Origin of the sequence: Glutamicibacter sp. HZAU, from assembly GCF_004100365.1 — a bacterium.
Lineage (GTDB): Bacteria > Actinomycetota > Actinomycetes > Actinomycetales > Micrococcaceae > Glutamicibacter > Glutamicibacter nicotianae.
Map to the genome: position 1 here is coordinate 80,233 of NZ_SCKZ01000009.1, position 26,372 is coordinate 106,604.

General features: G+C 61.8%; 25 protein-coding genes, 1 tRNA gene and 1 pseudogene. 19 read left to right on the forward strand and 8 right to left on the reverse strand.

Translation table 11 applies throughout. From position 1 onward, the window contains the following. Positions 1 to 23 precede the first annotated feature (23 nt). From modA to EKH49_RS14260, 5 genes are read left to right on the forward strand one after another with little or no spacing between them, the layout of a single operon-like run. Complete coding sequence (gene modA, locus EKH49_RS14240) at positions 24 to 803, forward strand: molybdate ABC transporter substrate-binding protein (protein WP_128471361.1); 780 nt, start codon at positions 24 to 26, stop codon at positions 801 to 803. Further along, on the forward strand, positions 796 to 1,602 hold the full coding sequence (locus EKH49_RS14245; protein WP_128471362.1) for an ABC transporter permease: 807 nt from the start codon (positions 796 to 798) through the stop codon (positions 1,600 to 1,602). The genes modA and EKH49_RS14245 overlap by 8 nt, the downstream gene beginning before the upstream one ends. Then, positions 1,599 to 2,351 (forward strand): ATP-binding cassette domain-containing protein, encoded by a 753-nt coding sequence (locus EKH49_RS14250; protein ID WP_128471363.1) that lies wholly within the window; start codon positions 1,599 to 1,601, stop codon positions 2,349 to 2,351. Before EKH49_RS14245 ends, EKH49_RS14250 begins: the two co-directional genes overlap by 4 nt. Beyond that, positions 2,348 to 3,595, forward strand: a complete 1,248-nt coding sequence (locus EKH49_RS14255; RefSeq protein WP_128471364.1) for a molybdopterin molybdotransferase MoeA — start codon at positions 2,348 to 2,350, stop codon at positions 3,593 to 3,595. Before EKH49_RS14250 ends, EKH49_RS14255 begins: the two co-directional genes overlap by 4 nt. After that, positions 3,592 to 4,464, forward strand: coding sequence for an NTP transferase domain-containing protein (locus tag EKH49_RS14260; protein ID WP_128471365.1), 873 nt, complete (start codon positions 3,592 to 3,594; stop codon positions 4,462 to 4,464). Before EKH49_RS14255 ends, EKH49_RS14260 begins: the two co-directional genes overlap by 4 nt. Positions 4,465 to 4,529: 65 nt before the next feature. On the opposite strand, the gene narI is transcribed toward EKH49_RS14260, so the two are convergent. The 4 genes from narI to EKH49_RS14280 are packed head-to-tail and all read right to left on the reverse strand — an operon-like array spanning position 4,530 to position 11,342. Next, entirely contained in the window at positions 4,530 to 5,297 is a 768-nt protein-coding gene (gene narI / locus EKH49_RS14265; RefSeq protein ID WP_128471366.1) for a respiratory nitrate reductase subunit gamma, read from the reverse strand. Continuing rightward, entirely contained in the window at positions 5,294 to 5,992 is a 699-nt protein-coding gene (narJ, locus tag EKH49_RS14270; protein ID WP_128471367.1) for a nitrate reductase molybdenum cofactor assembly chaperone, read from the reverse strand. Before narJ ends, narI begins: the two co-directional genes overlap by 4 nt. Further along, positions 5,989 to 7,626: a nitrate reductase subunit beta gene (gene narH / locus EKH49_RS14275; protein ID WP_128471368.1), complete on the reverse strand. Its 1,638-nt coding sequence runs from the start codon at positions 7,624 to 7,626 to the stop codon at positions 5,989 to 5,991. Before narH ends, narJ begins: the two co-directional genes overlap by 4 nt. After that, positions 7,623 to 11,342 carry a nitrate reductase subunit alpha gene (locus tag EKH49_RS14280; protein WP_128471369.1) on the reverse strand — a complete coding sequence of 1,240 codons (3,720 nt, stop codon included), beginning with the start codon at positions 11,340 to 11,342 and terminating at the stop codon, positions 7,623 to 7,625. The genes narH and EKH49_RS14280 overlap by 4 nt, the downstream gene beginning before the upstream one ends. A gap of 215 nt (positions 11,343 to 11,557) precedes the next feature. On the opposite strand from EKH49_RS14280, the gene EKH49_RS14285 reads away from it, so the two are divergent. The 10 genes and pseudogenes from EKH49_RS14285 to EKH49_RS14325 all read left to right on the forward strand — a co-directional run bounded on the left by EKH49_RS14285 (position 11,558) and on the right by EKH49_RS14325 (position 18,868). Beyond that, positions 11,558 to 12,790, forward strand: coding sequence for an MFS transporter (locus EKH49_RS14285; protein ID WP_128471370.1), 1,233 nt, complete (start codon positions 11,558 to 11,560; stop codon positions 12,788 to 12,790). A 3-nt stretch (positions 12,791 to 12,793) separates the two neighbouring features. Further along, positions 12,794 to 13,312 (forward strand): NUDIX domain-containing protein, encoded by a 519-nt coding sequence (locus EKH49_RS14290; protein WP_161567533.1) that lies wholly within the window; start codon positions 12,794 to 12,796, stop codon positions 13,310 to 13,312. Positions 13,313 to 13,350: 38 nt separating this feature from the next. Next, positions 13,351 to 13,506, forward strand: coding sequence for a hypothetical protein (locus EKH49_RS16605; protein ID WP_161567534.1), 156 nt, complete (start codon positions 13,351 to 13,353; stop codon positions 13,504 to 13,506). Between the two features lie 53 nt (positions 13,507 to 13,559). Continuing rightward, complete coding sequence (locus EKH49_RS14295; protein WP_128471399.1) at positions 13,560 to 14,102, forward strand: YaeQ family protein; 543 nt, start codon at positions 13,560 to 13,562, stop codon at positions 14,100 to 14,102. 97 nt (positions 14,103 to 14,199) lie between these two features. Further along, complete coding sequence (locus EKH49_RS14300) at positions 14,200 to 15,402, forward strand: glycerophosphodiester phosphodiesterase family protein (protein ID WP_128471372.1); 1,203 nt, start codon at positions 14,200 to 14,202, stop codon at positions 15,400 to 15,402. A 475-nt stretch (positions 15,403 to 15,877) separates the two neighbouring features. Then, a pseudogene (locus tag EKH49_RS14305) lies at positions 15,878 to 16,168 on the forward strand (transposase); the annotation flags it as partial. 175 nt (positions 16,169 to 16,343) lie between these two features. Then, entirely contained in the window at positions 16,344 to 17,135 is a 792-nt protein-coding gene (locus EKH49_RS14310; protein WP_128471373.1) for a hypothetical protein, read from the forward strand. Between the two features lie 6 nt (positions 17,136 to 17,141). Continuing rightward, positions 17,142 to 17,615 carry a hypothetical protein gene (locus tag EKH49_RS14315; RefSeq protein WP_128471374.1) on the forward strand — a complete coding sequence of 158 codons (474 nt, stop codon included), beginning with the start codon at positions 17,142 to 17,144 and terminating at the stop codon, positions 17,613 to 17,615. Between the two features lie 346 nt (positions 17,616 to 17,961). After that, positions 17,962 to 18,585 (forward strand): hypothetical protein, encoded by a 624-nt coding sequence (locus tag EKH49_RS14320; protein WP_128471375.1) that lies wholly within the window; start codon positions 17,962 to 17,964, stop codon positions 18,583 to 18,585. A 25-nt stretch (positions 18,586 to 18,610) separates the two neighbouring features. Beyond that, complete coding sequence (locus EKH49_RS14325; RefSeq protein ID WP_128471376.1) at positions 18,611 to 18,868, forward strand: hypothetical protein; 258 nt, start codon at positions 18,611 to 18,613, stop codon at positions 18,866 to 18,868. Between the two features lie 382 nt (positions 18,869 to 19,250). On the opposite strand, the gene EKH49_RS14330 is transcribed toward EKH49_RS14325, so the two are convergent. Then, positions 19,251 to 19,341: transfer RNA gene (locus tag EKH49_RS14330), tRNA-Ser, on the reverse strand. Positions 19,342 to 19,435: 94 nt separating this feature from the next. Continuing rightward, positions 19,436 to 19,912, reverse strand: coding sequence for a tRNA adenosine(34) deaminase TadA (gene tadA, locus EKH49_RS14335; RefSeq protein WP_038992357.1), 477 nt, complete (start codon positions 19,910 to 19,912; stop codon positions 19,436 to 19,438). A gap of 169 nt (positions 19,913 to 20,081) precedes the next feature. On the opposite strand from tadA, the gene upp reads away from it, so the two are divergent. Then, positions 20,082 to 20,729: a uracil phosphoribosyltransferase gene (gene upp, locus EKH49_RS14340; RefSeq protein ID WP_066144007.1), complete on the forward strand. Its 648-nt coding sequence runs from the start codon at positions 20,082 to 20,084 to the stop codon at positions 20,727 to 20,729. 35 nt (positions 20,730 to 20,764) lie between these two features. Here upp and EKH49_RS14345 read toward each other — a convergent pair whose 3' ends face one another. Both EKH49_RS14345 and EKH49_RS14350 read right to left on the reverse strand, forming a co-directional pair. Then, positions 20,765 to 22,276 (reverse strand): sensor histidine kinase, encoded by a 1,512-nt coding sequence (locus EKH49_RS14345; protein ID WP_128471377.1) that lies wholly within the window; start codon positions 22,274 to 22,276, stop codon positions 20,765 to 20,767. After that, positions 22,273 to 23,013, reverse strand: a complete 741-nt coding sequence (locus EKH49_RS14350; protein ID WP_038992352.1) for a response regulator transcription factor — start codon at positions 23,011 to 23,013, stop codon at positions 22,273 to 22,275. Before EKH49_RS14350 ends, EKH49_RS14345 begins: the two co-directional genes overlap by 4 nt. Before the next feature lie 616 nt (positions 23,014 to 23,629). On the opposite strand from EKH49_RS14350, the gene EKH49_RS14355 reads away from it, so the two are divergent. From EKH49_RS14355 to EKH49_RS14365, 3 genes are all read left to right on the forward strand, one after another. Then, positions 23,630 to 24,415, forward strand: coding sequence for a winged helix-turn-helix domain-containing protein (locus EKH49_RS14355; protein ID WP_066144014.1), 786 nt, complete (start codon positions 23,630 to 23,632; stop codon positions 24,413 to 24,415). Between the two features lie 69 nt (positions 24,416 to 24,484). Then, positions 24,485 to 25,012: a SixA phosphatase family protein gene (locus tag EKH49_RS14360; RefSeq protein ID WP_066144017.1), complete on the forward strand. Its 528-nt coding sequence runs from the start codon at positions 24,485 to 24,487 to the stop codon at positions 25,010 to 25,012. Between the two features lie 227 nt (positions 25,013 to 25,239). Next, the gene (locus EKH49_RS14365) at positions 25,240 to 26,367 is read left to right on the forward strand and encodes a DUF1611 domain-containing protein (RefSeq protein WP_128471378.1); all 1,128 of its coding nucleotides are present in this window, start codon (positions 25,240 to 25,242) and stop codon (positions 26,365 to 26,367) included. The last annotated feature ends 5 nt before the right edge of the window (positions 26,368 to 26,372 follow it).

The following is a 26,372-nucleotide window of genomic DNA, read 5'->3' on the forward strand; positions in this document are numbered from 1 at the left end:
AGCCCCGATTTCAAGGAGAACCCATGCAGCACCGCCCTTTCCCACGGTTCCGAGCCCTTGCCGGGCTGGCGGCGGCCGTGCTGGCGGTGGCCGGCTGTTCGGCCAGCACCCCATCCGAGGATGCAGCAGCCGAACCCATCACCATCTCCGCGGCGGCCTCCCTGCAAAGCGCCTTCGAGCAGATCTCCGAAGAATTCAGCGCAGAACACCCCGAGGTGCAGATTTCCAGCATCTCCTACGACGGCTCCTCGACCCTGGCCACGCAGATCCTCGAAGGCGCCGACGTGGACGTCTTCGCCTCGGCCGATGAACGCAACATGTCCGAGGTAACCGAGGCCGGGTTCGGCCACGAGCCGGTGATCTTCGCCAGCAACACCCTGGTGATCGCGGTGCCGCAGGACAACCCGGCGGATATCGATTCGCTCGATGATCTGGCGCAGGCCACCACGGTGCTGTGCGCGCAGCAGGTGCCATGCGGCTCGGCCTCCCGCCAGCTGCTCGAAGACCAAGGGGTTCAGGTGACCCCGGCCAGCGAGGAGCAGAACGTCACCGCGGTGCTGCAGAAGGTGGCCGCCGGTGAAGCGGATGCCGGGCTGGTCTACGCCACCGATGTGCTCAACGAAGAGAACGTCGCCTCGATTGTCCCGGACGGCGCCGAGGACATAGTGAACACCTATCCGATTACGACGCTCGGCGAGAATCCCGGCGCGCAGGCGTTCATGGATTTCGTGATCAGCGAGCGCGGCCAGCAGATCCTTGCCGAGCACGGCTTCGGCACCGGCGCTGAGCAGGCCAATGGCTAGCGATACCGGGGTACGGGTTCCCGGCTTCGCCATCGCTCCGGCCCTGCTGGGCGTCGGGCTGCTGGTGCTTCCGCTGCTGGCGCTGATCACGCGCGCCAGCTGGTCCACGCTGGTGGACGATGCAACCAGCCCCCAGGCCCTTTCGGCGCTGTGGCTGAGCCTGCGCACCGGGGTGGCGGCCACCGTGCTGTGCGTGCTGCTTGGCGTGCCGCTGGCGGTGCTGATGGCCCGCAGTCCAGCCCGGATAGCCCAGCTGCTGCGCGCGCTGATCGCCGTCCCGCTGGTGCTGCCGCCGATGGTTGGCGGCGTCGCCTTGCTCTTCCTCTTCGGACGCACCAGCCCCATCGGCGAATTCATCGATTCCCTGTGGGGGATCACCCTGCCCTTCTCCACCGCGGCGGTGGTCATCGCCCAGAGTTTCGTGGCCCTGCCCTTCCTGGTGCTCTCCGTGGAGGGCTCGCTGCGAGCCGCCGGGGCCGGCTACGAGCAAGCCGCCGCCACCCTGGGTGCCGGACGCTGGATGGTGCTCACCCGCATCACCTTGCCGCTGGCCGCCCCGGGCCTGGTAGCCGGGGTGATCCTGTGCTTCGCGCGGGCCATCGGCGAATTCGGGGCCACCGCGCTGTTCGCCGGCAACGCGCCGGGCATTACCCAGACCATGCCGCTGGCCATCTACACCGCATTCAACGGGGCCGGCACCGGACGGGATTCCGCGGTCGCCCTGTCGCTGCTGCTGCTGGCCACCGCCGTGGTGGTGCTGCTGCTGGTGCGCGCCTGGCGTCCGGGGGCCTTGAAATGACACTGGAGGTTGCCCTGCGCGTGCCGCGCACCGGATTCGACGTGGACGTCGAATTCCAGGTGCCTGCCGGCAGCACGCTGGCGATGATGGGACCCAGCGGCTCAGGCAAGTCCACCATTGTGCATGCCATCGCCGGGATCCAGAAGATTGCCGCCGGGCGCATCGAGCTTTCCGGTTCCCTGCTGGCCGATGCGAAGCAGCACCGTCCGCCGCACCTGCGCGAGGTCGGCCTGCTGGGCCAGGACCCGCACCTGTTCCCGCATCTGGATGCGCTGAAGAACATCGCCTTCGGCGCCCGGGCCGGGGGACTGGACAAGGCCGCCGCGAAGTCCGCGGCCGCCGAATGGATTGCGCGGCTGGGCCTGGAAGAAATCGCCACGCACAGGCCCGAGGCCCTCTCCGGCGGCCAGCGCCAGCGCATCGCGCTGGCGAGGGCCTTGGCCGCCGCGCCCAAGATCCTGCTGATCGACGAGCCGTTCGCTTCGCTGGATGTCGAGGCCGCCATGGACATGCGCGCGCTGGTGCGCGAAGAGCTGGAACGCACCGGAACCAGCGCCATTGTCGTCTCGCATTCGGCCGCCGACGCCCTGGCGCTCGCCGATGACTTGCTGGTGCTGGAGCGCGGAAGAATCATTGCGCAGGGAACGGTGCAGCAGGTTTTCGCTGAACCTGCCAACCGCTTTGTGCGTGCGGTGGCGGCCACCTTGCCAGCACAGCATCCGATGAGCATCCAGGAAGAGCAACCATGAGTACCGGCATCCAACCAGTGGAACTTGAAGTGCACCGTGAGCGGCTTTTGTCGCAGGTTGTGCCGTTGGCCCCGCGGCAGATCGAGGTGGCTGGAGGCTTTGCCGCACTGCACGGCGCGGTGCTGGCCGAGGATGTGCGCTCCACGCATCCGCTGCCGTTATGGGACAACTCGGCCATGGACGGCTATGCGGTGCGCTCGGTGGATACTGCTGCGGCGCCGGTCGCGCTGGACGTCATTGGCGAAGTGCCGGCCGGAAGCGGCTGGGACCCGAAACTGGAACCGGGCCAGTGCGTGAAGATCATGACCGGTGCCCCGATCCCGTCCGATGCCGATGCGGTGGTGCGCATCGAGGACACCTCCGCCGCGGTGACCGGCTGGGATGCTGAGACCGTGCAGATCCACGTGCCGGTGCAGCCGGGCAAGGACCTGCGCCGTCGCGGCGAGGACAAGACCGCCGGTCAGCCGGTGGCCCATGCCGGCGAACAGCTCACCGCCGCCCGTCTTTCGGCCCTGGCGGCCGCCGGGGCCAGCAGCTTGCCGGTGCGCACCGCTCCCAGGGTGGCGGTGCTGATCACCGGAGCGGAATTGCTTGAACCAGGCAAGACGCTGTCGCGCGGGCAGATCCCGGAAACCAACTCGCTGCTCATGGCAGGGCTGCTGGCCGAATCCGGGATCCAGGCAACCACCGTGGTGCACTGCGTGGATGACACCGGCGCGGTCCGCGAACAGCTGGAGGAGCTCGGCTCCACGCATGACGCCATCCTGAGCACCGGGGGAGTCGGCCCGGGCGCCTACGACGTGATGCGCCAGGTGCTGGATGCCGAACCCGGGGTGCAGGCGGCCCGGGTGAAGATCCGCCCCGGCCAGCCGCAATGCGCTGGACGCTTGCAGGCTGGCGCGATGGTCTTCGCCCTGCCCGGCAACCCGGTCAGCGCTGCGGTCAGTTTCGAATTGTTCGTGCGCCCGTGCCTGCGGGCCATGCAAGGGCACCGCGAGGTGCTGCGCCCAACGTTGCGTGCCATCGCCGCGGTGGGCTGGAAAGCTGCGGCCGGACGCCTGCAGGTGATCCCGGTGGTCTTCGAGCATGGGGAACAACTGCGGTGCGCCCCGGCAGTCCAAGCCAGCAGCATCTCCCACTCGGTGGGCGGCTTCGGCGCCGCCGAAGGCTATGCACTGGTTCCGGCTGGCATCGACCGGGTCAACCCGGGCGATGGAGTCGAAGTACTGAGGATGATTCCATGAGCGCCGCACAGGATCCCGGCTTCAACGCCCTGGTGCTGGCCGGCGGCAGGGGCACGCGTCTCGGTGGCGAGGCCAAGGCCGAAATCCAGCTGCACGGCCAGCGCCTGGTTGACCGCGTGGTCGCCGCGGCCCGCAAAACCGGCGCACGACGGGTGGTTGTGGTTGGCCCGGAATCCGCCGGTACCCAGGCCGATTCCGTGATCCGCGAGGACCCGCCATTTGCCGGTCCGCTGGCGGGAATCGCCGCTGGACTTGCCGAACTTGCTGGCAGCGCCAACGCGGAATGGACCATGGTTTTGGCCTGCGACCTGCAACGCCCGGCCGCTGTGGCCAGCGCGTTAATCGGTGGCTTTGGGCAACGCGCAGCCGATGGCCTGCTGCTGGTTGACGCGGAAGGCCACACCCAGTGGCTGGCAGGAATCTACCGCACCTCGGCACTGGCGGCCATCTGCGCCCAGCTGGCGCAGGAACTGGTCAATGCCCCGGTGCGCCGCGCCTTGAACCAGCTGCAGTTGGCACGGGTACAGGTGGATGATGGAATCAGCAGTGACATAGATACGCCGCAGGCGCTGGAAAGCGCCCGCATGAATGGAAGGGAAGCCATGGCACAGCATCTGCCGCCCGAATCATTGAACGATTGGCTGGAAGCAGCCGCCAAGGAATTGGGCTTGGACTCCGGCGAAGTGGACATCGCCACCGTGCTTGATGTTGCCAAGCATGTAGCCCACGAGGTCGCCCGGCCAGCAGCCCCGCTGAGCACCTTCCTGCTCGGCCTGGCCATGGGCAGCGGCAAGGGAGAGCTTTCTGGCCTATCCGAGCAAATGGTCTCGCGCGCCCACCGCTGGGCTGACGAGCACCCGGACGAATAGCCTAGTCCGGCTGCTCGCAGCCTCCCCGGAATCGCAATTCTCCGGACAGCCGGCAACCCGCGGTGCTACCGGCTGCGCCGGCCGCGGGCCTGCGGCGGCGTGGTGATTGGATCCCAGCCGCGGCGGATCGGACGGCTGCCGGCGCCACGGGAATCATCCCGCGAGCGGTACACGATGTAGGGGCGGAAGAAGTACGGGATCGGCGCCGAGAACACGTGCACCAGCCGGGTGAACGGCCACAGCGCGAACAGCAGGCAAGCGGTGATCACGTGCAGCTGGAAGAAGAGCGGCACCTCCAGCATCATCTCGGGGTGCGGCTGGAAGATGATCATCTGCCGGATCCATGGCGAGATCGATTCGCGGTAGGAATAGCCTGGCCCGAAGACCTGGTACACGACCGTCGCCAAGGTGCCGAAGAACAGCGTGGCTCCCAGGAACACGTACATGATCTTGTCCATCGGGGTCGTGGCGAGGAAGACCGGGCCCACCGTGCGGCGGCGGTAGATCAGGATCGCCAGGCCGGCCAGCGTCAGGATGGCCGCCGCGGTACCGAGCCAGGTGGCCCCGAGGTGGTAGATATGCTCGTTGATCCCGATGGCGTACAGCCATTCGCGTGGAATCAGCAGGCCGACCACGTGCCCGGCGATCACCATCAGGATGCCCAGATGGAACATGGGCGAGCCCCAGCGCAGCAGCCGGTTCTCATAGGTCTGGCTCGACCGCGTGGTCCAGCCGAATTTGTCGTAGCGGTAGCGCCAGATATGCCCGACGATGAACACCACCGCGCAGGCATAGGGCAGCACGACCCAGAGCAGAATCGCTGACGTACTCATCCGTTCCCCCTCGGGCTGAATGGCGGAAGATTTCCCAGGAAGGACAATCCGACGGTTTCCGTCGGCGGTCCCTCGCTGACCAGGGCCAGCACCCGTTCCTGGGTTTCCTGGTCGACTGGCGGCAAGGACAGGGTGATGCAGCGGACCAGCGGCGCCCAGTGGCTGTCCATGGATTCAAGTGCCGCGCGCAGCACCTCGATGCCCTCGATGTGCGCCGCGAGCAGCGCCTCGGCGATCGGGTCATCGCTGCGTGCCGAGAATTCCAGCACGGCCGGCAAATAGTCCGGCAGCTCCTCGGCCTCGAATTCCCAGCCCGCGGCCCGGTAGGCCTCGATGAAGGTTACCAGCGCGGTGCCGCGCTTGCGGGTATCCCCGGTGGCGAAATAGCTCAGGTACAGGCTGCACTTGCGCTTCAAATCGAAGGTCTGCACGTAGCGGCGCTGCACCTCGGCGGCACCCAGCTCGGTGGAGGCATCGATGAACTCGGCCAGCAGGCCGGCCAGCGGCTTCGGCACCGCGCCCAGATGGCGCTCCAGCTCCGGCAGCCGGTCGAACCATGCCGCGTCCGGGTAATCCAGCAGCAGGGAGACCAGCATGTGCACCTGGGCGCGTTCCCCGCGGGCCATGGACACCGGTTCGAGGGCGCCCGGCAGCCGGCGGCGCGGGGTGCCCCGGTTGAACAGTCGTGGAATCACTTTTCATCCTCCGGTGGAAAGAGTCCCTCGGGCCGGCCGTTGCCGTCCCAGTTCAGCAGGTTCACGCGTCCCGGGCTGGAAGGCCGGTCCGCGGTCTGCCGGTTCTTCAGCGAGTGGAAGTTCTCCACCGCCACCGGCACCGAGTCGCCCGACGAGGAACCGAACGGGCCTGCCCCGCCCATGCCAGGGCCGCCCTCGAAGTCCAGCGAGCAGCCCATTTCCTCCAGGTCGTGCGCCTGCTCTGCGTGGGCCGGCGGGATCACATAGCGTTCCTCGTACTTGGCGATGGCCAGCAGCCGGTACATTTCCTCCATGGCCGGCCCGTCCATTCCCACCGCCTGCGCGATGGACTCGTCGCGCATATCATCCAGCGAGATGCCGCGCATGTAGGAGCGCATGGCTGCCAGCTTGCGCAGGGCCAGGTCCACCGGGGCGGTGTCCCCGGCGGTGAACAGCTCGGCCAGGTAGCAGATCGGGATGCGCAGCTTGTCGATGGCGGCGAAGAGGTTGTTGGCGTCCTCGCCGTCGTTGCCGGTATTGGTGACCACGTCCACGACTGGGGACAGCGGCGGGATGTACCAGACCATCGGCATGGTGCGGTACTCAGGGTGCAGCGGCAAGGCTACCTGGTAGTCGCGGATCAGCTTCCAGATCGGGCTGGCCTGGGCGGCGGCGATCCAGTCCTCCGGGATGCCTTCGGCGCGGGCGGCCTCGATGACTGCCGGGTCGTTCGGGTCCAGCAGGACATTGCGCTGGGCGTCGAGCAGGTCGTGCTCGTTCTTGACGCTGGCCGCGGCGGCTACCGCATCGGCATCGTAGAGCACCAGTCCGAGGTAGCGCAGGCGGCCAACGCAGGTCTCGGCGCAGACGGTCGGCAGCCCGACTTCCACGCGCGGGTAACAGAAGGTGCACTTCTCGGCCTTGCCGGTGCGGTGGTTGAAATAGACCTTCTTGTACGGGCAGCCCGAGACGCACATCCGCCAGCCGCGGCAGGCGTCCTGGTCCACCAGCACAATCCCGTCCTCGGCCCGCTTGTACATCGCCCCGGAGGGGCAGGAGGCCACGCAGGAGGGGTTCAGGCAGTGCTCGCAGATGCGCGGCAGGTAGAACATGAAGGCCTTCTCGTATTCGGCCTTCACCTCCTCGCTCATCTTGGCCAGCAGCGGATCCTGGTCCATGGTCTCCAGCGAGCCGCCCAGGTTGTCGTCCCAGTTCGCCGACCAGCCGATCTTCATGTCCTTGCCGGTGAGCAGCGACTTCGGGGTGGCTACCGGGGTGTGCTCGCCGGAGGGCGAGTTCAGCAGCATGTCGTAGTCGTAGGTCCACGGCTCGTAGTAGTCGTGGATCTCGGGCAGCTTCGGGTTGGAGAAGATGCGGCTGATCTTCTTGAAGCGCCCGCCATCGCGCAGGGTCAGCCGGCCGCGCTTGTTCAGCCTCCAGCCGCCGCGCCATTTCTCCTGATCCTCGTAGGTGCGCGGGTAGCCCACGCCGGGACGCGTCTCGACATTGTTGAACCAGACGTATTCCACGCCGGTGCGGTTGGTCCATGCCTGCTTGCACGTCACGGAGCACGTATGGCAGCCGATGCACTTGTCCAGGTTCATCACCATGGACATCTGGGCCATGACCTTCATCGGTACTGCACCTCCTGGTTGCGGCGGCGGATCGTGGTGACCTCGTCGCGCTGGTTTCCGGTGGGTCCGAGATAGTTGAACGCCCAGGCCAGCTGGCCGTAGCCGCCAATCAGGTGGCTGGGCTTCATCAGGATGCGGGTCAGCGAGTTGTGGATGCCGCCGCGCTTGCCGCTGGTCTCCGCGATCGGCACATCCACCGTGCGGTCCTTGGCGTGGTACATGTACACCGTGCCCTCGGGCATGCGGTGCGAGACGATCGCACGGGCCACCACCACGCCGTTGCGGTTGTAGGACTCGATCCACTCGTTGTCCTTCACCCCGATCTTCGCCGCGTCCTGCGGGGACATCCAGATGGTGGGCCCTCCGCGGGAGAGCGAGAGCATGAACAGGTTGTCCTGGTACTCGGAGTGGATGGACCACTTCGAGTGCGGGGTCAGGTAGCGCACGGCGACCTCGGCATTGCCCGACTCATGCTGGCCGGTGGCGCCCAGCTTGGCGTCGTTGAACAGCCGGTGCATGTCCAACGGCGGCCGGTAGACCGGCAGCGACTCGCCCAGTTCCTGCATCCAGTCGTGGTCCAGGTAGAAGTGCATCCGCCCGGTCAGCGTGTGAAAGGGCTTGAGCTGCTCGACGTTGATCGCGAACGCGGTGTAGCGCCGGCCGCCGTGCTCCGAGCCGGACCACTCCGGTGAGGTGATGACGCTGCGCGGCTGGACCTGCACATCGTGGAAGGAAATCCGCGAGCCCTCATGCTCCTCGGCCAGGAAGGCCAGCTTCTGCCCGGTATGCTCTTCGAGCTGCTTGAAGCCCGCGGTGGCCAGGCGCCCGTTGGAGGTGCCGGAGAAGGCGAGGATCATTTCGCAGGCCTTCTTGTCGGTATCCAGCAGCACCGCGCCGGAGGCGGAAACCCCGTTGGCGTGCTTGAGCGCCTCGATCTCAGGCCCCACGCGGTAATTGATGCCCTTGGTGACCATGCCCAGTTCCTGCGTCAGGGGACCTAAGGTGCTCCACTGCCGGTAGAGGTTCGGGTAGTCGCGTTCCACGACCTTCAGCTTGGGCATGCTCAGTCCCGGAACCAGCGGGGCGTCCTGCGCCACCTTGCCCTTGACGGTGGCCATGGCATCGGGGGTGTCATGCTGCAGCGGGGACGCCACCAGGTCCTTGCGCACACCCAGGTGCTTGGCGGAGTACTCGCCGAAGCGCTTGGCCATGGACCCGAACAGCTCGAAGTCGGTCTTCGTCTGCCATGGAGGGGCAATGGCCGGGTTGAAGGAGTGGATGAACGGATGCATGTCCGTCGAGGACAAATCGTATTTCTCGTACCAGGTGGCCGCCGGGAAGACCAGGTCGGAGAACAGCGTCGTGCTGGTCATCCGGAAATCCGCGGTGGCCAGCAGATCCAGCTTGCCTTCCGGCGCCTCATCGTGCCAGGCGATGTCCGCCGGGCGGTGGCCAACGGCAGCTTCCGGGGCGCGTACCGACGCATCGGTGCCCAGCAGGTGCTTGAGGAAGTACTCATTGCCCTTGCCGGAGGAGCCGAGGATGTTAGCCCGCCAGATCAGCACGACCCGCGGGAAGTTCTCCGGGGCGTCGGGGTCCTCGCAGGCGAAGGACAAAGAGCCGTCGTTCAGCGATTCGACGACATGCGCCGCCGGATCCTTGCCGGCCGCTTCGGCCTCATCCACCAGGTCCAGCGGATTGCGGTTGAAGGTCGGGTAGTCCGGCATCCAGCCGCGCTTGATCGACTCGACCAGGCAGTCCGCGGTGGTGCGCCCGTCGAATTGGCCCTTGGCCAGCGGCGAGGCCAGCTGGTTGGCCGGCAGACCGTCGTAGCGCCACTGGTCGGTTGCCAGGTACCAGAAGGCGGTGCCGATGGTGTGGCGCGGCGGGCGGTTCCAGTCTCCGGCCGAAGCATATTGCTGATAGCCGGTAAGCGGACGGACCTTTTCCTGGCCCACATAGTGCGCCCAGCCGCCGCCGTTCACGCCCTGGCAACCGGTCATCATGGTCAGCGCCAGGAAGGTGCGGTAGATGGTGTCCGAATGGAACCAGTGGTTGGTGCCGGCGCCCATCAGGATCATCGAACGGCCGCCGGATTTCTCTGCGGTATCGGCGAATTCGCGGGCAATGCGGATGGCCTGCTCTGGCGGCACCCCGGTGTGCTCCTCCTGCCAGGCCGGGGTGCCGACAGTGGAGGCGTCCATGAAATCAGTTGGCCACTGGCCGGGAAGGGATTCGCGGCCCACACCATACTGGGCGAGCATCAAGTCGAAGACCGTGGTCAGCGTCTTGCCGGCAAGCTGCACCACCGGGACACCACGCTGCACGACGCCCGAGCCTCCTGCATGCTCCTGCCCGGCCTCCGGGGCCAGATCGAAGCGCGGCAGGCTGATTTCCGCGGTTGCGCCATCCCAGCTTGCCAGGTCCATGACCGACAGGGCAGGGGTGATATCGCCCAGGTCCAGGTTCCACTGCCCCTTGTCTTTCTCGGAGTAGCGGTGGCCCAGGGTGCCGCGCGGAACCCGGGCGTTGCCATCCATGTCCAGCAGGGCAGGCTTGAAGTCGGCGTTCTGTTCCTCGGAGAGCCCGAGGTCTGCCGCGGTGAGGAACTTGCCGGGCACCGGTGTGCCCGTGGCCGCATCGATTTCCACCAGGAAGGGAGAGTCGGTGAAGCGCAGCATGTAGTCCTCGAAGGCCTTGGTGCGCTTGTCGACGTAGTGCTCCTTGAGGATCACATGCCCCATGGACAAGCCCAACGCCGCATCAGTGCCGGGCTGCAAGGCCACCCATTCGTCGGCGAACTTGGTGTTGTCCGTGTAGTCCGGGGACACCGTGACCACCTTGGTGCCCTTGTAGCGCGCCTCGGCCATGAAGTGGGCATCAGGGGTGCGGGTCACCGGAACATTTGAGCCCCACATGATCAGGTACTGCGAATTCCACCAGTCGGCAGATTCAGGCACGTCGGTCTGGTCGCCGAAGACCTGCGGGCTGGCCACTGGAAGATCTGCGTACCAATCGTAGAAGGAGAGCATGGTGCCGCCGACCAGGTTCATGTAGCGCGAGCCGGCCCCATGGGAGACCATCGACATGGCCGGGATGGGGGAGAAGCCTGCAATGCGGTCCGGTCCGTACTTCTTCACCGAATAGACCTGCGCCGCACTTGCGATCTCCAGTGCTTCATCCCAGGTGGTGCGGATCAGCCCGCCCTTGCCGCGGGCCTTCTTGTAGCGCTTGGCCTTGGCAGGGTCCTCGACAATCGATGCCCAGGCCTCGACAGGATCCGGATGCTCCTGCTTCGCGCTGCGGTACAGCTCGGCGAGCACATCGCGGATGTAGGGGAAGCGCACGCGGGTCGGGGAGTAGGTGTACCAGCTGAACGCCGCGCCACGCGGGCAGCCGCGTGGCTCGTATTCGGGGGAGTCCGGGCCAACCGAGGGATAGTCGGTCTGCTGCGTTTCCCAGGTGATGATTCCGTCTTTGACGTAGACCTTCCAGGAGCAGGAGCCGGTGCAGTTCACCCCGTGGGTCGAGCGCACCACCTTGTCATGGGACCATCGGTCCCGATAGAAGACATCGCCCTTGCGCCCTCCCTGGAGGAACATGGCACGCAGGTCGTCACTGGTGTCACCGCGGCGCAGGAACTTTCCCATCGAAAGCAGTGAATCAGCAATCGGTCCATCAGTGGCAGGCTGCGTGTGGTTTGGACTATCGCTCATTGCCGGATCTCCTCCAACTGTGGCTAGTATCCCTAGCTTCGTCTTTTGGATCGCGAGTTTCAAGAGTATTTTCCAGAATTATCCGTTAATGTTTTTCCCTGTCATTAGGTAAATAATTAACCGGATCAACTCTTCCAATTCCGTGATGGAAAGGAATAGACTACTGGCTTAAAAGGCTCTTCGACGTTACTTGAACCGTGCGACCAGGGGGTCCAATGAGCGCAGGATCTGACGCAAACACCACTGTGAATGAGCCTGATTTGCGGGGAGGATTTTTCCAACTGCTGCTGGCCGCTTTTGCAAGCGCCGTGGGCTTCTGGGCATGGATGCTGATTTCACCGATCCAGCGTTTCTATGCTGAGGGGATGGATCTGAGCGAGGGACAGGTGTCGCTGATGCTGGCAACACCGGTGCTCGTAGGCGCTATCGGACGCATTTTCACCGGTGCGCTGACTGACCGCTTTGGTGCCCGGAAAATGTTCACCGCTGTGCTGCTGGCGACGATTCCGGCGGTGCTGCTGGTGGCGCTCGCCGGCAGCATTGGCAGTTTTGCGCTGCTGATTATCGCCGGAACCTACCTTGGTGTTGGCGGTTCGATCTTTGCAGTGGGCGTCCCCTTCGCCAGTGCCTGGTATCCGGCCAATAGGCGCGGCTTCGCCAACGGCATCTTTGGCATGGGAATGATTGGCACCGCCATTTCGGCCTTCCAGACACCTCGTCTGCTGCAAGATTTCGGCTACTGGGGAACCCACCTGTTCCTGGCCGGTCTTCTGCTCGCCGCAGCGATCCTGGTGTGGTTCTTGATGCGCGAGTCTCCGGCATGGAAGCCGAGCAGCCAACCGCTGTTCCCGAAGGTTTTCGGTGCATTGAAGCTGGCTATTACGTGGGAAATGTCCTTCCTCTACGGAATAGTCTTTGGCGGTTTTGTCGCATTTTCGACCTTCTTGCCCAAATACCTGATGACCATCTACCCGGAGAATGTCGACCCGATCGGTGCCGGTACGCGTACGGCGTTGTTCGCTGTGGCCGCAGTGATTGCTCGACCTGTCGGCGGCGTGCTGGCCGACAAATTCGGTCCGAAAGTCATTGCGCTGATCTCGCTGGCCGGCATCGTTTCGCTCGCCTATATTGTTGGACAGCAACCTGCTGAAGGCATCCTGACCGGTGTTACCTTCATCTTGATGGCTTCGGCCATGGGCCTTGGAATGGGCGCGGTCTTCGCTTGGATAGGCCCGTCGACACCTCCGGAAAAGGTTGGCGCGGTTTCCGGTGTCGTGGCGGCTGCCGGTGGCCTGGGCGGTTACTTCCCGCCGCTGGCCATGGGCGCCACCTACCATGCTGAAACCAATTCCTACGCATTGGGTCTCTGGCTGCTGGTGCTCGTGGGAACTTTCGCCTTGGTGGTTGCCGGCATGCTGCGCGGCACCAAGGCCCGTGATGGAAAATGAATCGTGGAAGAACAAGCAGCGTTATTCGATGAGCACGGGCAGGTAATCGGGCAAGCCCCGCGCTCACGCGTCAGAGCGGAAAATCTGCGCCATGGCGCTACCGGGATTCTGGTGTTCAACCCGCAGGGCGAGGTCTTTGTGCATCAGCGCACGATGAGCAAAGACGTGTACCCCGGACTCCTCGACTTCACCGCTGGCGGTGTGATCCAAGCAGGCGAAGATCCCGACGAATCGGCACGACGCGAAGCCCAGGAAGAATTGGGCATCGACAGTGAGCTCGTGCGCTTGGAACCAGAGAACTACGCAGATGCGCATACCCAGTACCGGGCTTTTCGGTACTGGACGGTTGCCCGCGGGGAGCTCAGCTTGCAAGCTGAGGAAGTCGCTAGCGGACGCTGGATGGAGCATCGTGAGCTGCTGGCAGACATTGAGCGGAACCCCGGCAGCTATATGCCCGATGCTGTTGAGCTCTTTGGCCAATGGCTCAAAGACCTGGATGGAAAGTTCCCACCTGCTGGATAGATCAATCATTTGCGCGCTGCGTCAGCTATGATCTAGCAATGAAGACCCTGTTCGTTGTTTCCGCGATCCTTTTTGCTGCGTTTTCGGTACTTTCGATTGGCGGGAATCTGCTGGTTGGCATAGTTGCAGCCGTGGCCAGCTTGTCTTCGCTGGCAGGTTTCTTCGTAGTTCGAAGCCGCGGGGCGAAAGCCTAGAAAGCCGGCTGCTCGTCGGACGGGCCATGGCATTCACGGTAAACTCGATGACTATGGCTATCGGCGCGACTATGCACACCTTTGAAATCCAGCTTGCTGATGTGGATCGCGGGGTGTACGTGGATCTTTCGCTGCGGGCTGCGCAGCACCCTTCGGAAACCGATGCCTATTTGGTTACCCGGGTGCTTGCCTACTGCCTCGAATATGAGGAAGGCATCGCCTTCTCGGCCGGCGGCGTTTCCACCGGGGAAGAGCCTGCCATCTTGGTCAAGGATTTGACCGGCCTGATCACCGCGTGGATTGAAGTGGGTGCTCCTGATGCCCAGCGGCTGCATACGGGAAGCAAGCGGGCAGGGCGTACCGCCGTCTACACGCATCGCGACCCTGCCAAGCTTCTGGCCTCCTGGCGTGGAAAGACGATCCACCAGTCTGAACAGATCATGGTGCGTTCCTTCGACCCCAAGTTCGTCGATGCGGCCACCCAGAAACTGACCCGCCGCAACACCATGTCCGTTTCGGTAACCGAGGGGCAAATTTATCTTGAATTGAATGGAACGAGCTTGGAAACGCAGATCAGCTCGCATGGGATTGAGTAGCAAAGGTTAATCTCTGATTTAGCTCAGTGTGCCGCGGCTGTCACCAGCGCGCGGAAGCATGGCCGGTGTACATCAATGACACCAACGGAAGAGCTCCATGAAACTGCGCAAAATCACGCTCGGCACAGCAACCCTGGCTTTGGCCGTCACCCTGGCCGCTCCTGCCGGAGCCGCGCCGATTGAACCGACTGGTTCCGATCCACTGATCATCGGCCACCGCGGAGCAGCAGGCCTGGCCCCGGAGAACACTTTGCCAGCCATTAAGGCAGGTAGCCAGTCCGGCGCCGAATTCATTGAGATCGACGTGCAACTGTCCAAGGACGGGGTGCCGTTCATCTTCCATGATGGAACTCCTCCGCGCACCACGAACGTGGCAGAGGTATTCCCTGACCGCGTCAATGATCCCATCACGTCATTCACTTGGGAAGAACTGCAGCAGCTCGATGCAGGATCCTACTTCTCGGACGAGTTCAAGGGAACCAAGATTCCGCATTTCGATGAGGTCCCAGGTGCACTGGCCGGTGGCACCGGTGTCTTCATCGAAATCAAGGATCCAGCCAAGTCCCCTGGCGTGGAGAAGTTGGTAGCGGACGCGTTGGCCGAGGATCCGGAGTGGAAGGCGCTCGCAGATGCGAACAAGATCGAGGTGCTCAGCTTCGACGCGGCATCCAATCAGATTTTTGCGCAGCTGGCCCCGGAAGTTCCTCTGCAGCAGCTGACCGGAACCGTGCCATCTGCCGCGGAACTGGCAAACTACGCGACGTACGCTGATTCCTTCGGCACCAACTACCGCACGCTTGATGCCGCCGGTGCCCAACGTGTGAAGGACGCAGGCTTGGGCCTGGGAGTCTACACAGTCAACGCCACCGAAGCTGCTGATGATGCCATGGCTCTGGGCGTCGAGCGGATCACCGGCGACTTCCCAACACAGGTGAACCGCCACGTCGATGGCCAGAAGGACTTCCCGGCCAACAACGGCGTGGTGATTGCCGACGCGGTCAACGACGTGCCTGGAAACGACGTCGCTCCGGAAAATGGCGAGCACGTGATCCTGGAGAACACCGGCAAGCGCACCATCGATGTCAGCGGTTACATCATTCGCGATGCCGCCAACAACATCCTGGAAATCGGCAAGGGATACGAGCTAGAGCCAGACGAGCAGCTGCACGTGTACTCGGGTCCGGGCACCAACAGCGACAAAGCTTTCTACGTGGGCGGTCCGGGCATCTTGAACAATGCCGGTGATTCGCTGGCACTGTGGGATGCCAAGGGCAAGCTCACCGATACCTTCGCGAACTAGAGCTGGGCAAGGCAAAACCCCCGTTCTCTTTGTGCTGTTGCTGTTGGAACAGCCTGCATCATCTGCGTAGCTGGTTTCCCCGATGTTGCTGGCGCATCCGCAGGACAGTGCCTGAGCGGTGTCAGTTAGGCACGAGAATGGAAACGGCAAATGACAAAGCAACCTAGCAATTCGTCTGCCGCCAGGAAGAGCACCGTAGTGGTGCTTCTGTTCCTTGCGGTAGCCGCGTTCAATCTGTCTATTGTGCCTCAGCTTACTGACTACGCCGTGGTTGGATGGGCTGTCGGCGGAGTACTGCTGCTCGCAGCGCTTATCCTTGCTTTCACCTACTATCGGCACCAGTCGAAGGCTAGCTCTTCACGATAATAGTTAACGCCGGCTCGTTCGTAGATTGAGCCGAGGCGAGCAATGTCCAGATCCGCTGAGCCTAACCCGAAGAGATCCCCTTGCCGCATCCAGCAGCAAGGGGATCTTTCTCTGTGCCCGGCTTGGGCTGGCACCAACCACAAGGCAATCGGGCATCTCGATCAAATCCGAGCGCGTCAGCCACACGGGCAACAAACGGTTGAAACGTGCATTGTTCCTCTCGGCGTTAGCTTCCATCCGCTCCGACCCGACCAGCTGTGACTACTATGACCGGAAACGAGGCCAAAGGAAACGGCGTAATCAGGCGTTCATCGCCTTGGCCCACCGCCGGCTGACGGTGTTGTTCGCGATGATCCGAGATGGGTCACTTTATGATGTTCCGGAGCTGAAAATTACTTGACACAGAACATAGGGGCACCCCACTCTTCGAGTTGAATTTTTTGGATCACCAAAACCGGACGCCTAATACTTTGCAATGATATATTTATGTGAGATATTTTATTATTCCACCTCGGCACCAAGGACAAAAGTTGAATCCAGTTTCTCGGACCCTAAAGTTGGCTATTGCAATAGCAGTGGGATTTGCAGTATGCGCTGCCTCGGTTCCTGCAGGCGCCTCTTCATCTCACGACATTGAGACTTCCTCAGAGTTTTCAGAATCTAGTAGTGAATCATTAATTGAAGGCCCCGGCACTTCCATGCTTTCGAACGCGCTGCCACCGATTGCAGACAACGGAATGCTCAAGCTAACTCTTGCGGACATGCCTGATAATTTTTCCTACATTGAACCCATTACGGGTAAGGCGACGGGAAATATAAAGGACGTTGGTGCGAGTGTGTCAGCATTTGACTTGGCCTCTAACGGAGTTTCCTTAGAGAGTGTTGACTTCTATATCGCGTCACCTGCCTCTGGTAAAACAGATCCCAACGAAATTTCTGGTGACTATTACGATGGAGCTGACATGGAAGTCGGAGAGCCAGCGGCTACTAAAAACTATCCGGTGATGAAATCTTGGAAAGATTACGGCAATAGACCTGCCACACTGCGCACAAACATCAACGATAAGTTAGTCAATAAACACAACATTACTTATAAAGTCCCACGCACTGCTTCAAAGCGCATCAAACCCTACCGGACAGATGTTCCGACTAAGTACGGTTACGATGTTAGAGTCAAAAACGTTACCTGCACTGGTTTTCTTTGGAAGCGTCATTGTGTAACACGCGATAGCGTAATTGTGCGCACAGTGATTGATTATCGAAACAATACGAGCGATAAGAAGTCGTTTGGCGTAGTTACGTCCCACTGTCTTACACGGGTTGTAAAATGCCCTAATTACGTCAAGAACGCTATCAACCAGATTTAGGGATTCATGAAAGATCTTCGATTTGGCCGTCTGTTCATGGAGCTCTCTGCTCTCGAACGAACGCAGGGCGATTTCCTATTAAGTGGGTTTAGTGTCACTGAATTAGGAAACGTTGCTGTTAAAGTTTACAACGAGTGGGTTCCATGCTCCCGTGAAGCTAGTAGGTCCGACATTGAATCCCTTTTAATCCGAGCGGGCTACACCGTTAGGCCAGCGTGGATGCAGGAATTACCTCCGTTGAATCTGGAACCTAAGATCCACGATTTTTGGGTCGAACTGCTGCAGGATCTGGGCAGCTACGAAACCGAGATGAAAGACATCTCTCCTAGATTGTCGTATCAGCGGATCGAAATTTTTGACCTCACAGTTAAGATCTCGCTCAGTAATGGGGAGAGAACTAAAATTATGCAAGTCAGGTTAGACCGTGGAGAGTTTCCGGCGGCCCTACCTGTCGATTTCGCTTTTGAATTTAATAAATGATCGAAAGTGCTACCATGATGGTGAAGCCCATGCGCGTCTTGTCGATGGCTAATATTGCGATCCCTGGTAACCCGCCTGGCTGATTTGCGACGATCGTCTTTCCCTAAAACCTGCACGCTCTTGCTCACGAGCTGTGCGACCCGCTCACCGAAATGGTTGTACCGCTCTGCGTCGGCATTCCGAAAGCCCCGCGATTGCTAGAAATCTCATCTAAGAACAATTAGATCAGCCGCGCGCCCAACGCGTGGCACGAGTATCGCAGAATGGTGGAATCGGATGTGCCCCAAGGGAGCAAAGAACTGCTTCAAAAGCACTTCTGTCCCTCGGAGTCAAACACTCAACCTTCGTGTTTTTGGATGATACGCAATACGCTTTATTAATGAGAAGCTTTAAAAGTCCTAGTGGGTATGAATGTCTTATTGGAGGAAAAGCGAAAATCCGAAAAGCGGTTGGTGTATCAACTGCAGTCATGGTGGCTTCGGCGCTCATGATGACAATTATCGGTCCGGCTAATGCCGCGCCACGAGTTGCGGAACCTCCGGCGCAGACCGTCACCTCTGTAGTGGGTTCGTCTGTCGGCGAGGCCCAGCAGGTTGAAGAGTTGTTGCGGGCGATCGACCAGATCCCCGAGTCGGTTCTTCTCCAGGGAGACGAGGCGACACGACTCCGGGTGGCTCAGAACCTCCAAGAGAAGCCATTGACTATCGGTGGTATCGTTGTGGCCAAACCCGCTAGCTTCCTAGAGTGCTCGGGTGCCATTCTGCTGGTAATTGGCACCACTGCAATCCCGATTGCCAAGATTCTGAAGATTAAGAAGCTGATGGATTCTTTGGGCGGTGTGACCAAGGCAATTAAGCTCATGTGGGGAGCAAGCTTCTCCCACGAGAAGCTGAAGGCGCTCGGTGGTGCAGCTGCTGCGCTGGGAGCCGAACTGCTCGGCATCGCGGCTGTCAAGAAGGCCTGCACCTAATTAGGGGCGAAAAAGTAGGGGCAAAATGAAACAGAACCTCAGATACACATTGGTGTTCGCCTGCCTCGCGGCGGCAGCTGTCGCCTTTGTATTGCTTGATAACTGGCTCGTGCCGGCGATCTTTGGAGCGTGGGCCATTATGATCCTGGCGTTCTTCGGAGGCAAGCAGGAGGAGTTCAGGCCAGGCGCTGCCGATGGCATCGATCCAAAAGCTGTCAAGGAGTACCGGAAGCAGCATCCAGAAGCATCGATCGTTGAAGCCGTGAACGCAATCGGCTCGTAAGAGTTTGTACGACAGGCCCCGGAGCGAATTATAAGACCGCTCCGGGGCTTTGTTGTACGTGGGCTCATTGCTGGGCGATGGCTCCTGAATAGTTCGACCGAGCTGGGTGTCACCGCTATAGGGCAAGCATCGCGGAGCGATGTGCGGCAGCCCGCCGGGAGGCTACTGGTCTTCGAGATTCTGCGCGCGATGAGACGCCCAATAGGGGCACTCTTCGTCATGGTTGCCCCAGTCGCAGGCGTGCGGCCCTGCATGGTGGTGGAAGCCGTGTTCGCAACGCATGACAGGCATGTCTCGACTACCTTCCGCTGAAATTTGCACCATAAGTGCACCACGGCAGATTCTTAAAAAAGAAAACCCCTGGTTGACCAGGGGTTTTCATTGGCGGTGACGGTGGGATTTGAACCCACGGTACGGGGTTACCGTACACAACATTTCGAGTGTTGCACCTTCGGCCGCTCGGACACGTCACCAGACCTGATAACTCTATAACGAACATCAGGTGAAAACAAAAACGAGAGTGCTATTTTTGGCCTGAAGTGTTCCGAAACACATCAGTGCCGGCCTCTAGCTCCGCTTGCCGCGGAAGAATTCACGCAGCAGCTCTGCGCATTCGTCTTCCTTGACCCTCGAGTACACCTCGACCCAATGGTTCAAGCGCGGTTCACGGACGATGTCGAAAACCGAGCCGCACGCGCCGGCCTTTTCGTCCCACGCCCCGAAGACCAGCTTGGGAATGCGCGAAAGGACGATGGCCCCGGCGCACATGGCGCAGGGCTCCAAGGTCACCACCAGCGTGCAGTCCGATAGGCGCCAGCCATCGTCTTGCCCTGTGGCTTCCAGTGCCTTGACCGCATTGCGGATGGCGACCACCTCGGCATGCGCTGTAGGGTCCTTGACCGCCTCGCGCTCATTGCGGCCGGTGGCCAGCACTTCGCCTTCGGGGGAGAGGATAACGGCGCCGATGGGCACGTCATCGGTGGCTAGCGCTTTGCGCGCTTCAGCCAAGGCGAGGTCCATCCAAGCATCAAATTCGTGCACCATAGTGCTTTCACTTTACGTGTTTTGCGACGGCTGCCGGGCTCCGGGAGCGTGGATCACCGCCCACTGCACTGAAGTTTGCTGTTTCCTTGGGCACACCAAAGACCTTTAACAGCGTGAAATCGAGGATTTCTCTCGATTTGGCCGAGGCGGTGCTGATAGATTTCTACTTATGCGCGTACAGGTAGTCGACCACCCACTGGTGGCACACAAGGTTTCGGTTCTTCGTGATAAGAACACCCCATCCTCGATTTTCCGCCAGCTGACCGATGAACTGGTCACCCTGCTGGCTTATGAAGCCACCCGCGAGGTGAAAACCGAAAACGTTGAGGTGCAGACCCCGGTCGCCACCACCACCGGCACCTCGATTGCCAAGCCAACCCCGCTGGTTGTCCCGATCCTGCGTGCAGGCCTAGGCATGCTCGAAGGCATGACCCGCCTGGTCCCAACCGCTGAAGTCGGCTTCCTGGGCATGGCCCGCAACGAGGAAACCCTGGACATCATCACCTACGCCGACCGCGTGCCAAACGACTTGACCGGTCGCCAGGTCTTCGTGCTGGATCCGATGCTGGCCACCGGCGGCACCTTGGCCGAGTCCATCAAGTTCATTTTCGAGCGAGGCGCGGAATCCGTCACCTGCATCTGCCTGATCGCCGCTCCTGAGGGCGTCGAGCGCCTGAAGGAAATCCACGGTGGCGACGACCGCGTGCACATCGTGCTGGCCGCGATGGACCAGAAGCTGAACGAGAAGTCCTACATCATCCCAGGTCTGGGCGATGCCGGTGACCGCCTGTATGGCGTGACCCCGCCGATTGCCTAGCATCAGCCAAGCCATGCGCCCGGAGGCTGCGGTGATTACACCGCAGCCTCCGGCGTTTCTTCATCGGTTTCGGGTTCGTCCAGCGGCAGGCGGACCTCGAAGACGGTGTCTCCCGGCGTGGACGCCACCGTAATGCTGCCGCCATGGGCTTCGACGATGCTCTTGGCGATCGGCAGGCCCAGCCCGGTGGTGCCATCGGAGCCGGAGCGCGCCTTGTCGGCGCGGGTGAAACGCTCGAATACCCGGGGGAGGAATTCGGGGGCAATGCCTTCGCCGGTGTCGTGCACCCGGATGACGGCTTCATCGGCGTCCTCGTCGCGATCCACCGATACGGTGACGGTGTTCCCGGCGGTCGTGTGCTTGCGTGCATTGGCCAGGAGATTGGTAATCACCCGCCGCAACGAGGACGAATCGCCGTAGACGAAGGTCTGCGGGGCCTGGCAGTCGAACTCCCAATGGTGGTCGCTCGCGGTGAGCTTGAAGTCTTCGGTGATATCCGCGGTGAGCGAGCACAAATCGATCTTGCTGCGCTTGAAAGCATTCTCTTCGTCCAGGCGGGCCAGCAGCAGCAGATTCTCCACCAGCGAGCTCATTCGGCTGCTTTGCTGCAGCACCCGATCCACCGAGCGCTGCCCGTCTGGGGAGAAATGCTCGGTAGCGGAGAGCAGTTCGGTGTAGCCGCGGATCGCCGAGAGCGGCGTGCGCAGCTCGTGCGAGGCATCGGCGACGAACTGGCGCATCTGGGCCTGGGATTTCTCGCGGGCGGTCAGGGCTGTGGCGACGTTGCTGATCATCGCATTCAGCGCATTGCCGACATTGCCCACCTCGGTGCCGGGGATGGCATCGCGTGCGGGCACACGCTGGGTCAGGTCCACTTTGCCCGAATCGAGATCTTCGGCGGCGACCGAACCTGCCACGGCGGCCACACGCTTGAGCGAGGCCAGCGAACGCGAGATGAGCCATGAGCCGGCCAGGCCTGCACCGGCGATCAGGATCAAGGCAATGAACAGCGTCAGCCACGCCATGCCGCGCAGCGCCAGATCGGTGCCGTGCAGGGGCAAACCGACGATCAGGATGCCGTTGGAGCCGGAGTCCTTCACGGCGACCAGGTAGTAGTCTCCCACGGTCAGGTGGGCGCGTACCGGCTTGAACTGCCCTCCGGCACGCAACGTGCTCAGTTCGAGATCCACCATCGGGATGGCATCTTCCTGGCTCAGCTGCTTCAGTTCGCCGGTGCGTTCATCCAGCACGCCGCCGTTGAAGACGTACTTGTCGACGAATCGGGCGGTCAGCGTGCCGGCCGCCTGGCCCGGGGCATCCAATCGGGAGTTCACCGCTGGCGCGCCCTGCGAATAATTCAGCGCGCGTTCGGTGGTGAGCCGCAGCTGGCTGTTGAGCTGGTCCATCAACGTCTGGCGCATGCCGGCGTTGTAGAGCAGGCCGAGCAATACGGATACTGCGGTGACCGAGGTCAGCAGGATGAGCAGCAGCTTGCGTTGCAGCGCGTGCGGCGAGCTCACCCTGGTATTCGGGGAAAAGAAACTCATGCAGCCGGCTTCAGCACGTAGCCGACACCACGCACGGTATGGATCATCGGCTCGGCATCAACATCGATCTTCTTGCGCAGGTACGAGATGTACAACTCGACGATGTTCGCCTGCCCGTCGAAATCGTAGTGCCAGACGTTGTCCAGGATCTGCGACTTGGACACCACACGTCGGGCATTGCTCATCAGGTAGCTGAGCAGATCGAATTCGGTGGCGGTCAGCGAGATTTCGCGGCCTGCACGCGAGACATCGTGCGAGTCCATGTTCAGCACCAGGTCGCCAACTACTAGTTCAGCGGAATCCGCGGTGGCCGCGCCTGAACGTTCCACGAGCCGGTGCAACCGGATCAGGACCTCTTCGAGGCTGAAGGGCTTGGCGACATAGTCGTCTGCACCGGCGCCCAGGCCTTCGATGCGATCCTCGACCGCGTCCTTGGCGGTCAGGAAGAGAACTGGGATCTCCGGGAAATGGGTGCGCACCTTGCGCAGCACTTCCGGGCCGTCGAATCCGGGCAGCATCCAGTCGAGGACCAGGACGTCAGGGGCCAAGGAGCGGGCGGTCGCCACTGCTTCCGGCCCATCGTGGGCCATCGTGGCTTCCCAGCCGAGCATGCGGGTTCCCATGGCGACCAATTCTGCCAGCGAAGGTTCATCATCGACCACGAGAACTTTGATTGCCGTGCCGTCAGGGTGGGTCAGCCGAGGCAATTGCGAAGGTGAAAATCGAGATTCATTCATGTTTATCAGCTTGTCCTATTGCCATGGGCCGAGAATATGTTTTTGCTGTGTGCAAGCTATGACTGCAAGTCGATTTTATGCGGAGAAAACCGAAACCGATAGTGGTTAATTTGGTCAACCCCTAAGAACGACGAATGATTGAAGTGTGGACAAGCGGGAGTGATGAATGGATATTCAGGCCTCTGAATGGACTAGGCGAAATGACGAAGTTCAATTGATAGCTTGAGCATATTGTTTAGTTAAGCGCTTAGGCAGTCCAGAATTGCCTAAAGTGGCGTGCGTCACGTTTGGAAACATTTGTCTCACTATGTGGACACGGGTGTCCATTGTTACTTGCAAGTTGTCAATGTTACGAGGAAACTAGAGGTGTGAGTACGGCGCAGAACAGCAAAGGCACCTCGAATAACGACCTCGAATTGCCCGTGATTGTTCTCAACGAATGCTCGGCGTCCTTGGCGTCCAGATCGAATTGCGAGTGATTCGCAATCCGGATTTTGGGTGTTATTGACGGGAAACCCAACTGCTGAACGTGGACGAAGGCCGCGGACAGCGCAAGCAAAACCCGAAGCATGAGCGCCAAACCACTTGGCCTTCGCACTAAAAGAGGAAAAAGATTATGTCGGCTGGTTCCGGATACGTCCACGTTTCAATTCGCAATGCGCAGAACCGCGCAGCAGCTGCCCAGCGTGCAGCTTCTGGCAACTATGCACCAGCGGGCTATCGCCCACTGCGCGCAGTTTCCAATGTTCATGAAACTCGTGATGCATCGCATCAGCCAGCTCAGGCTCCAGTGCAGCCAACCGGCCAGCCGAGCGCCGATACCTCAGCACGCGGCTTCGTGCTCTACGTAGGCCTGGATGAAACCGCAGCCCAGGCGCAGGGCACCTCGCTGGGCAAGCTTGCCACCCAGGTGCGCGCCTTCCTGGCCACCCTGTCGCCGCAGGCACAGACCCACGCCGCCGTAGCGCTGGCACCAACCAGTGCGCAGGGCGAGCCAATCGATGTTGTTCGCCAGGCACTGGGCGACCCGACGATTTCCCGCCGGCCTCGCGCTGAAGCCCGCCCATCCACCCCGCGCCCATCGGGTGTGCTGATTGACCTCTCGCGCCGCGAAGTCTACCTGGATGGCGAAACCCTGAACCTGACCTTCAAGGAATTCGAGCTGCTGAACTTCCTCGTGGAAAACGGCACCCGCACCGTAGGCCGTGAAGAGCTGCTGGAAAACCTGTGGCGCAACGCCGAAGAAGTCCCCAATGAACGCACCATCGACGTGCATATCCGTCGCCTGCGTTCGAAGCTGGGACGCCTGGCCAACACCGTGCGAACCGTGCGCGGGCAGGGCTACCGCTTCTACGAGCACCCAGAAGTGGTCGTCTGGGCTGCTCCGGAATACTCCATCTAGCAGTTGCTGACAGCAGTGGCGGGCAAACCGGGTTCGGTTTGCCCGCCACTGCTGTCTTAAGCTGGGACAATGAACACCATTCACTCCCGCAAGCTCATTCTGATGCGCCACGCCAAGGCCGACTACCCGCTAGGCGTCGCGGATCACGACCGGCCGCTGGCAGCCCGCGGCCACCGCGAGGCTCCCGCCGCCGGAGCCTGGCTTGTAGAGAATGGCCTGATCCCGGACTACATCATCTGCTCCGATGCGCTGCGTGCGCGCGCCACCTGCGCGTGGGTGCTGTCCGAGCTTGGTGAAAAGGGTCCAACCCCCTACATCGACTCGCGCATCTTCACCGCGGGCGTCTCCCAGCTGTGCTCCATCATCAATGAGGTCCCGGATACGGTCAGCTGCCTGCTGGTGATCGGGCATCAGCCGGTGCTGCAGGAATTGGCGTTGCGCTTGGCCGCTATGGACTCGGATGAAGAAGCCGTCTACGAGCTGGCGATGAACTATCCGACCCTGGGAACCACGGTGCTGGAAACTTCGCACCCGTACTCGCATTTGGATGCCCGTGATGCGCGCGTCACACATTTCACCGCACCTCGGCCTGCATGAGAGAAGTCTCATCAAGATTTTTCTAACGCACTAGTCAGCATGTAAATAAGTGATGATCTGGATGTATGAGAAGCAGATGATAACCCTCTCATCGAATCCACCTCGTCGTCTCATGAACCGTTCACTTTGAGTTCACTATTGCTCGTTTCACTAGGAATCGTTGGCAGCACAGCCAGCACCGGCACACGGCAACCGCAGGCCGGAAACAGTGAAAGAGGAACAGGCAAATGGCCATCATCGCAGAATCGCTTCCCACGCAGACCACCGCAGCCCGCAATGAAGTGCAGCAGCAGATCGATGCACAGCGTGCTCGCACCATCCGCGCCGCCTACACCACCCGCTTTGTCGCAGCCGAGCTGCAGCGCAACCCCCAGGATTTCCAGGTCGTGCGCCGCGCGAACATGGCGCCTCGTGCCGGCGACGTCGTGATTGCCACCGTCACCGAGCTGGGCAAGCACACGCGCCTGCAGTCCCCGGTTTCCCGCCGCCAGCTGATGTTCGTCGGCCAGGAGATCATGGTCGCCTACGGCGACCGCTACGCACCGGACCAGTTCCTTGCCCATGTGCCGCAGAACCTGGGCCCCTGCCAGCTGGTGGCCGGCGGCGGCATCGCCAGCGAAGTCATCGAGCAGCACGCCGCGATCGACATGGCGACCCAGCTGCAGCCAACCGGCCTGCTGATGCGCCACGGCAAGGTCGCGAACCTGGCGGACTTCGCACCGCTGGGCATCGAGGACGATTCCCCGCGCCCGGCGCAGGCCGGCGCCCAGCGCCCGCCGGTGATCGCGGTGCTGGGCACCTCGATGAACTCCGGCAAGTCCACCACGCTCGGATGCCTGGTCAACGGCCTGGTCAACTCCGGCATGGCAGTTGCCGCAGGCAAGGCCACCGGCACCGGAGCAGGCAACGACCCGGACCTGTTCACCGATGCCGGCGCCTTCAGCGTCTGCGACTTCACCGACTTCGGCTTCCCGACCACCTACCGCCTGGACTACGAAACCGTCCGCGACCTGCTGGTGGCGATGATCCGCGAGCAGAGCGCCACCGGCGCGGACGCAGTGGTCATCGAGATCGCCGACGGCCTGTTCCAGGGCGAAACCTCCCGCTTGCTGCTCGACCCGGTCTTCTCCGAGCACGTGGACCGCGTGCTGTTCAGCGCCCAGGACGCGCTAGGCGCGCTGGCCGGCGAACGCATCCTGCGCGAAGCAGGCCTGGACGTTGCCGCGGTGTCCGGAGTGCTCACCGCCTCCCCGCTGGCCGCGAAGGAAGCCCAGGCGCAGCTGGCCACCCCGGTCATCGGGACCTTCGACCTGTGCCAGGCCGAGGTGGCCGCCGCGCTGCTGCCAACCCGCTAGGAGCC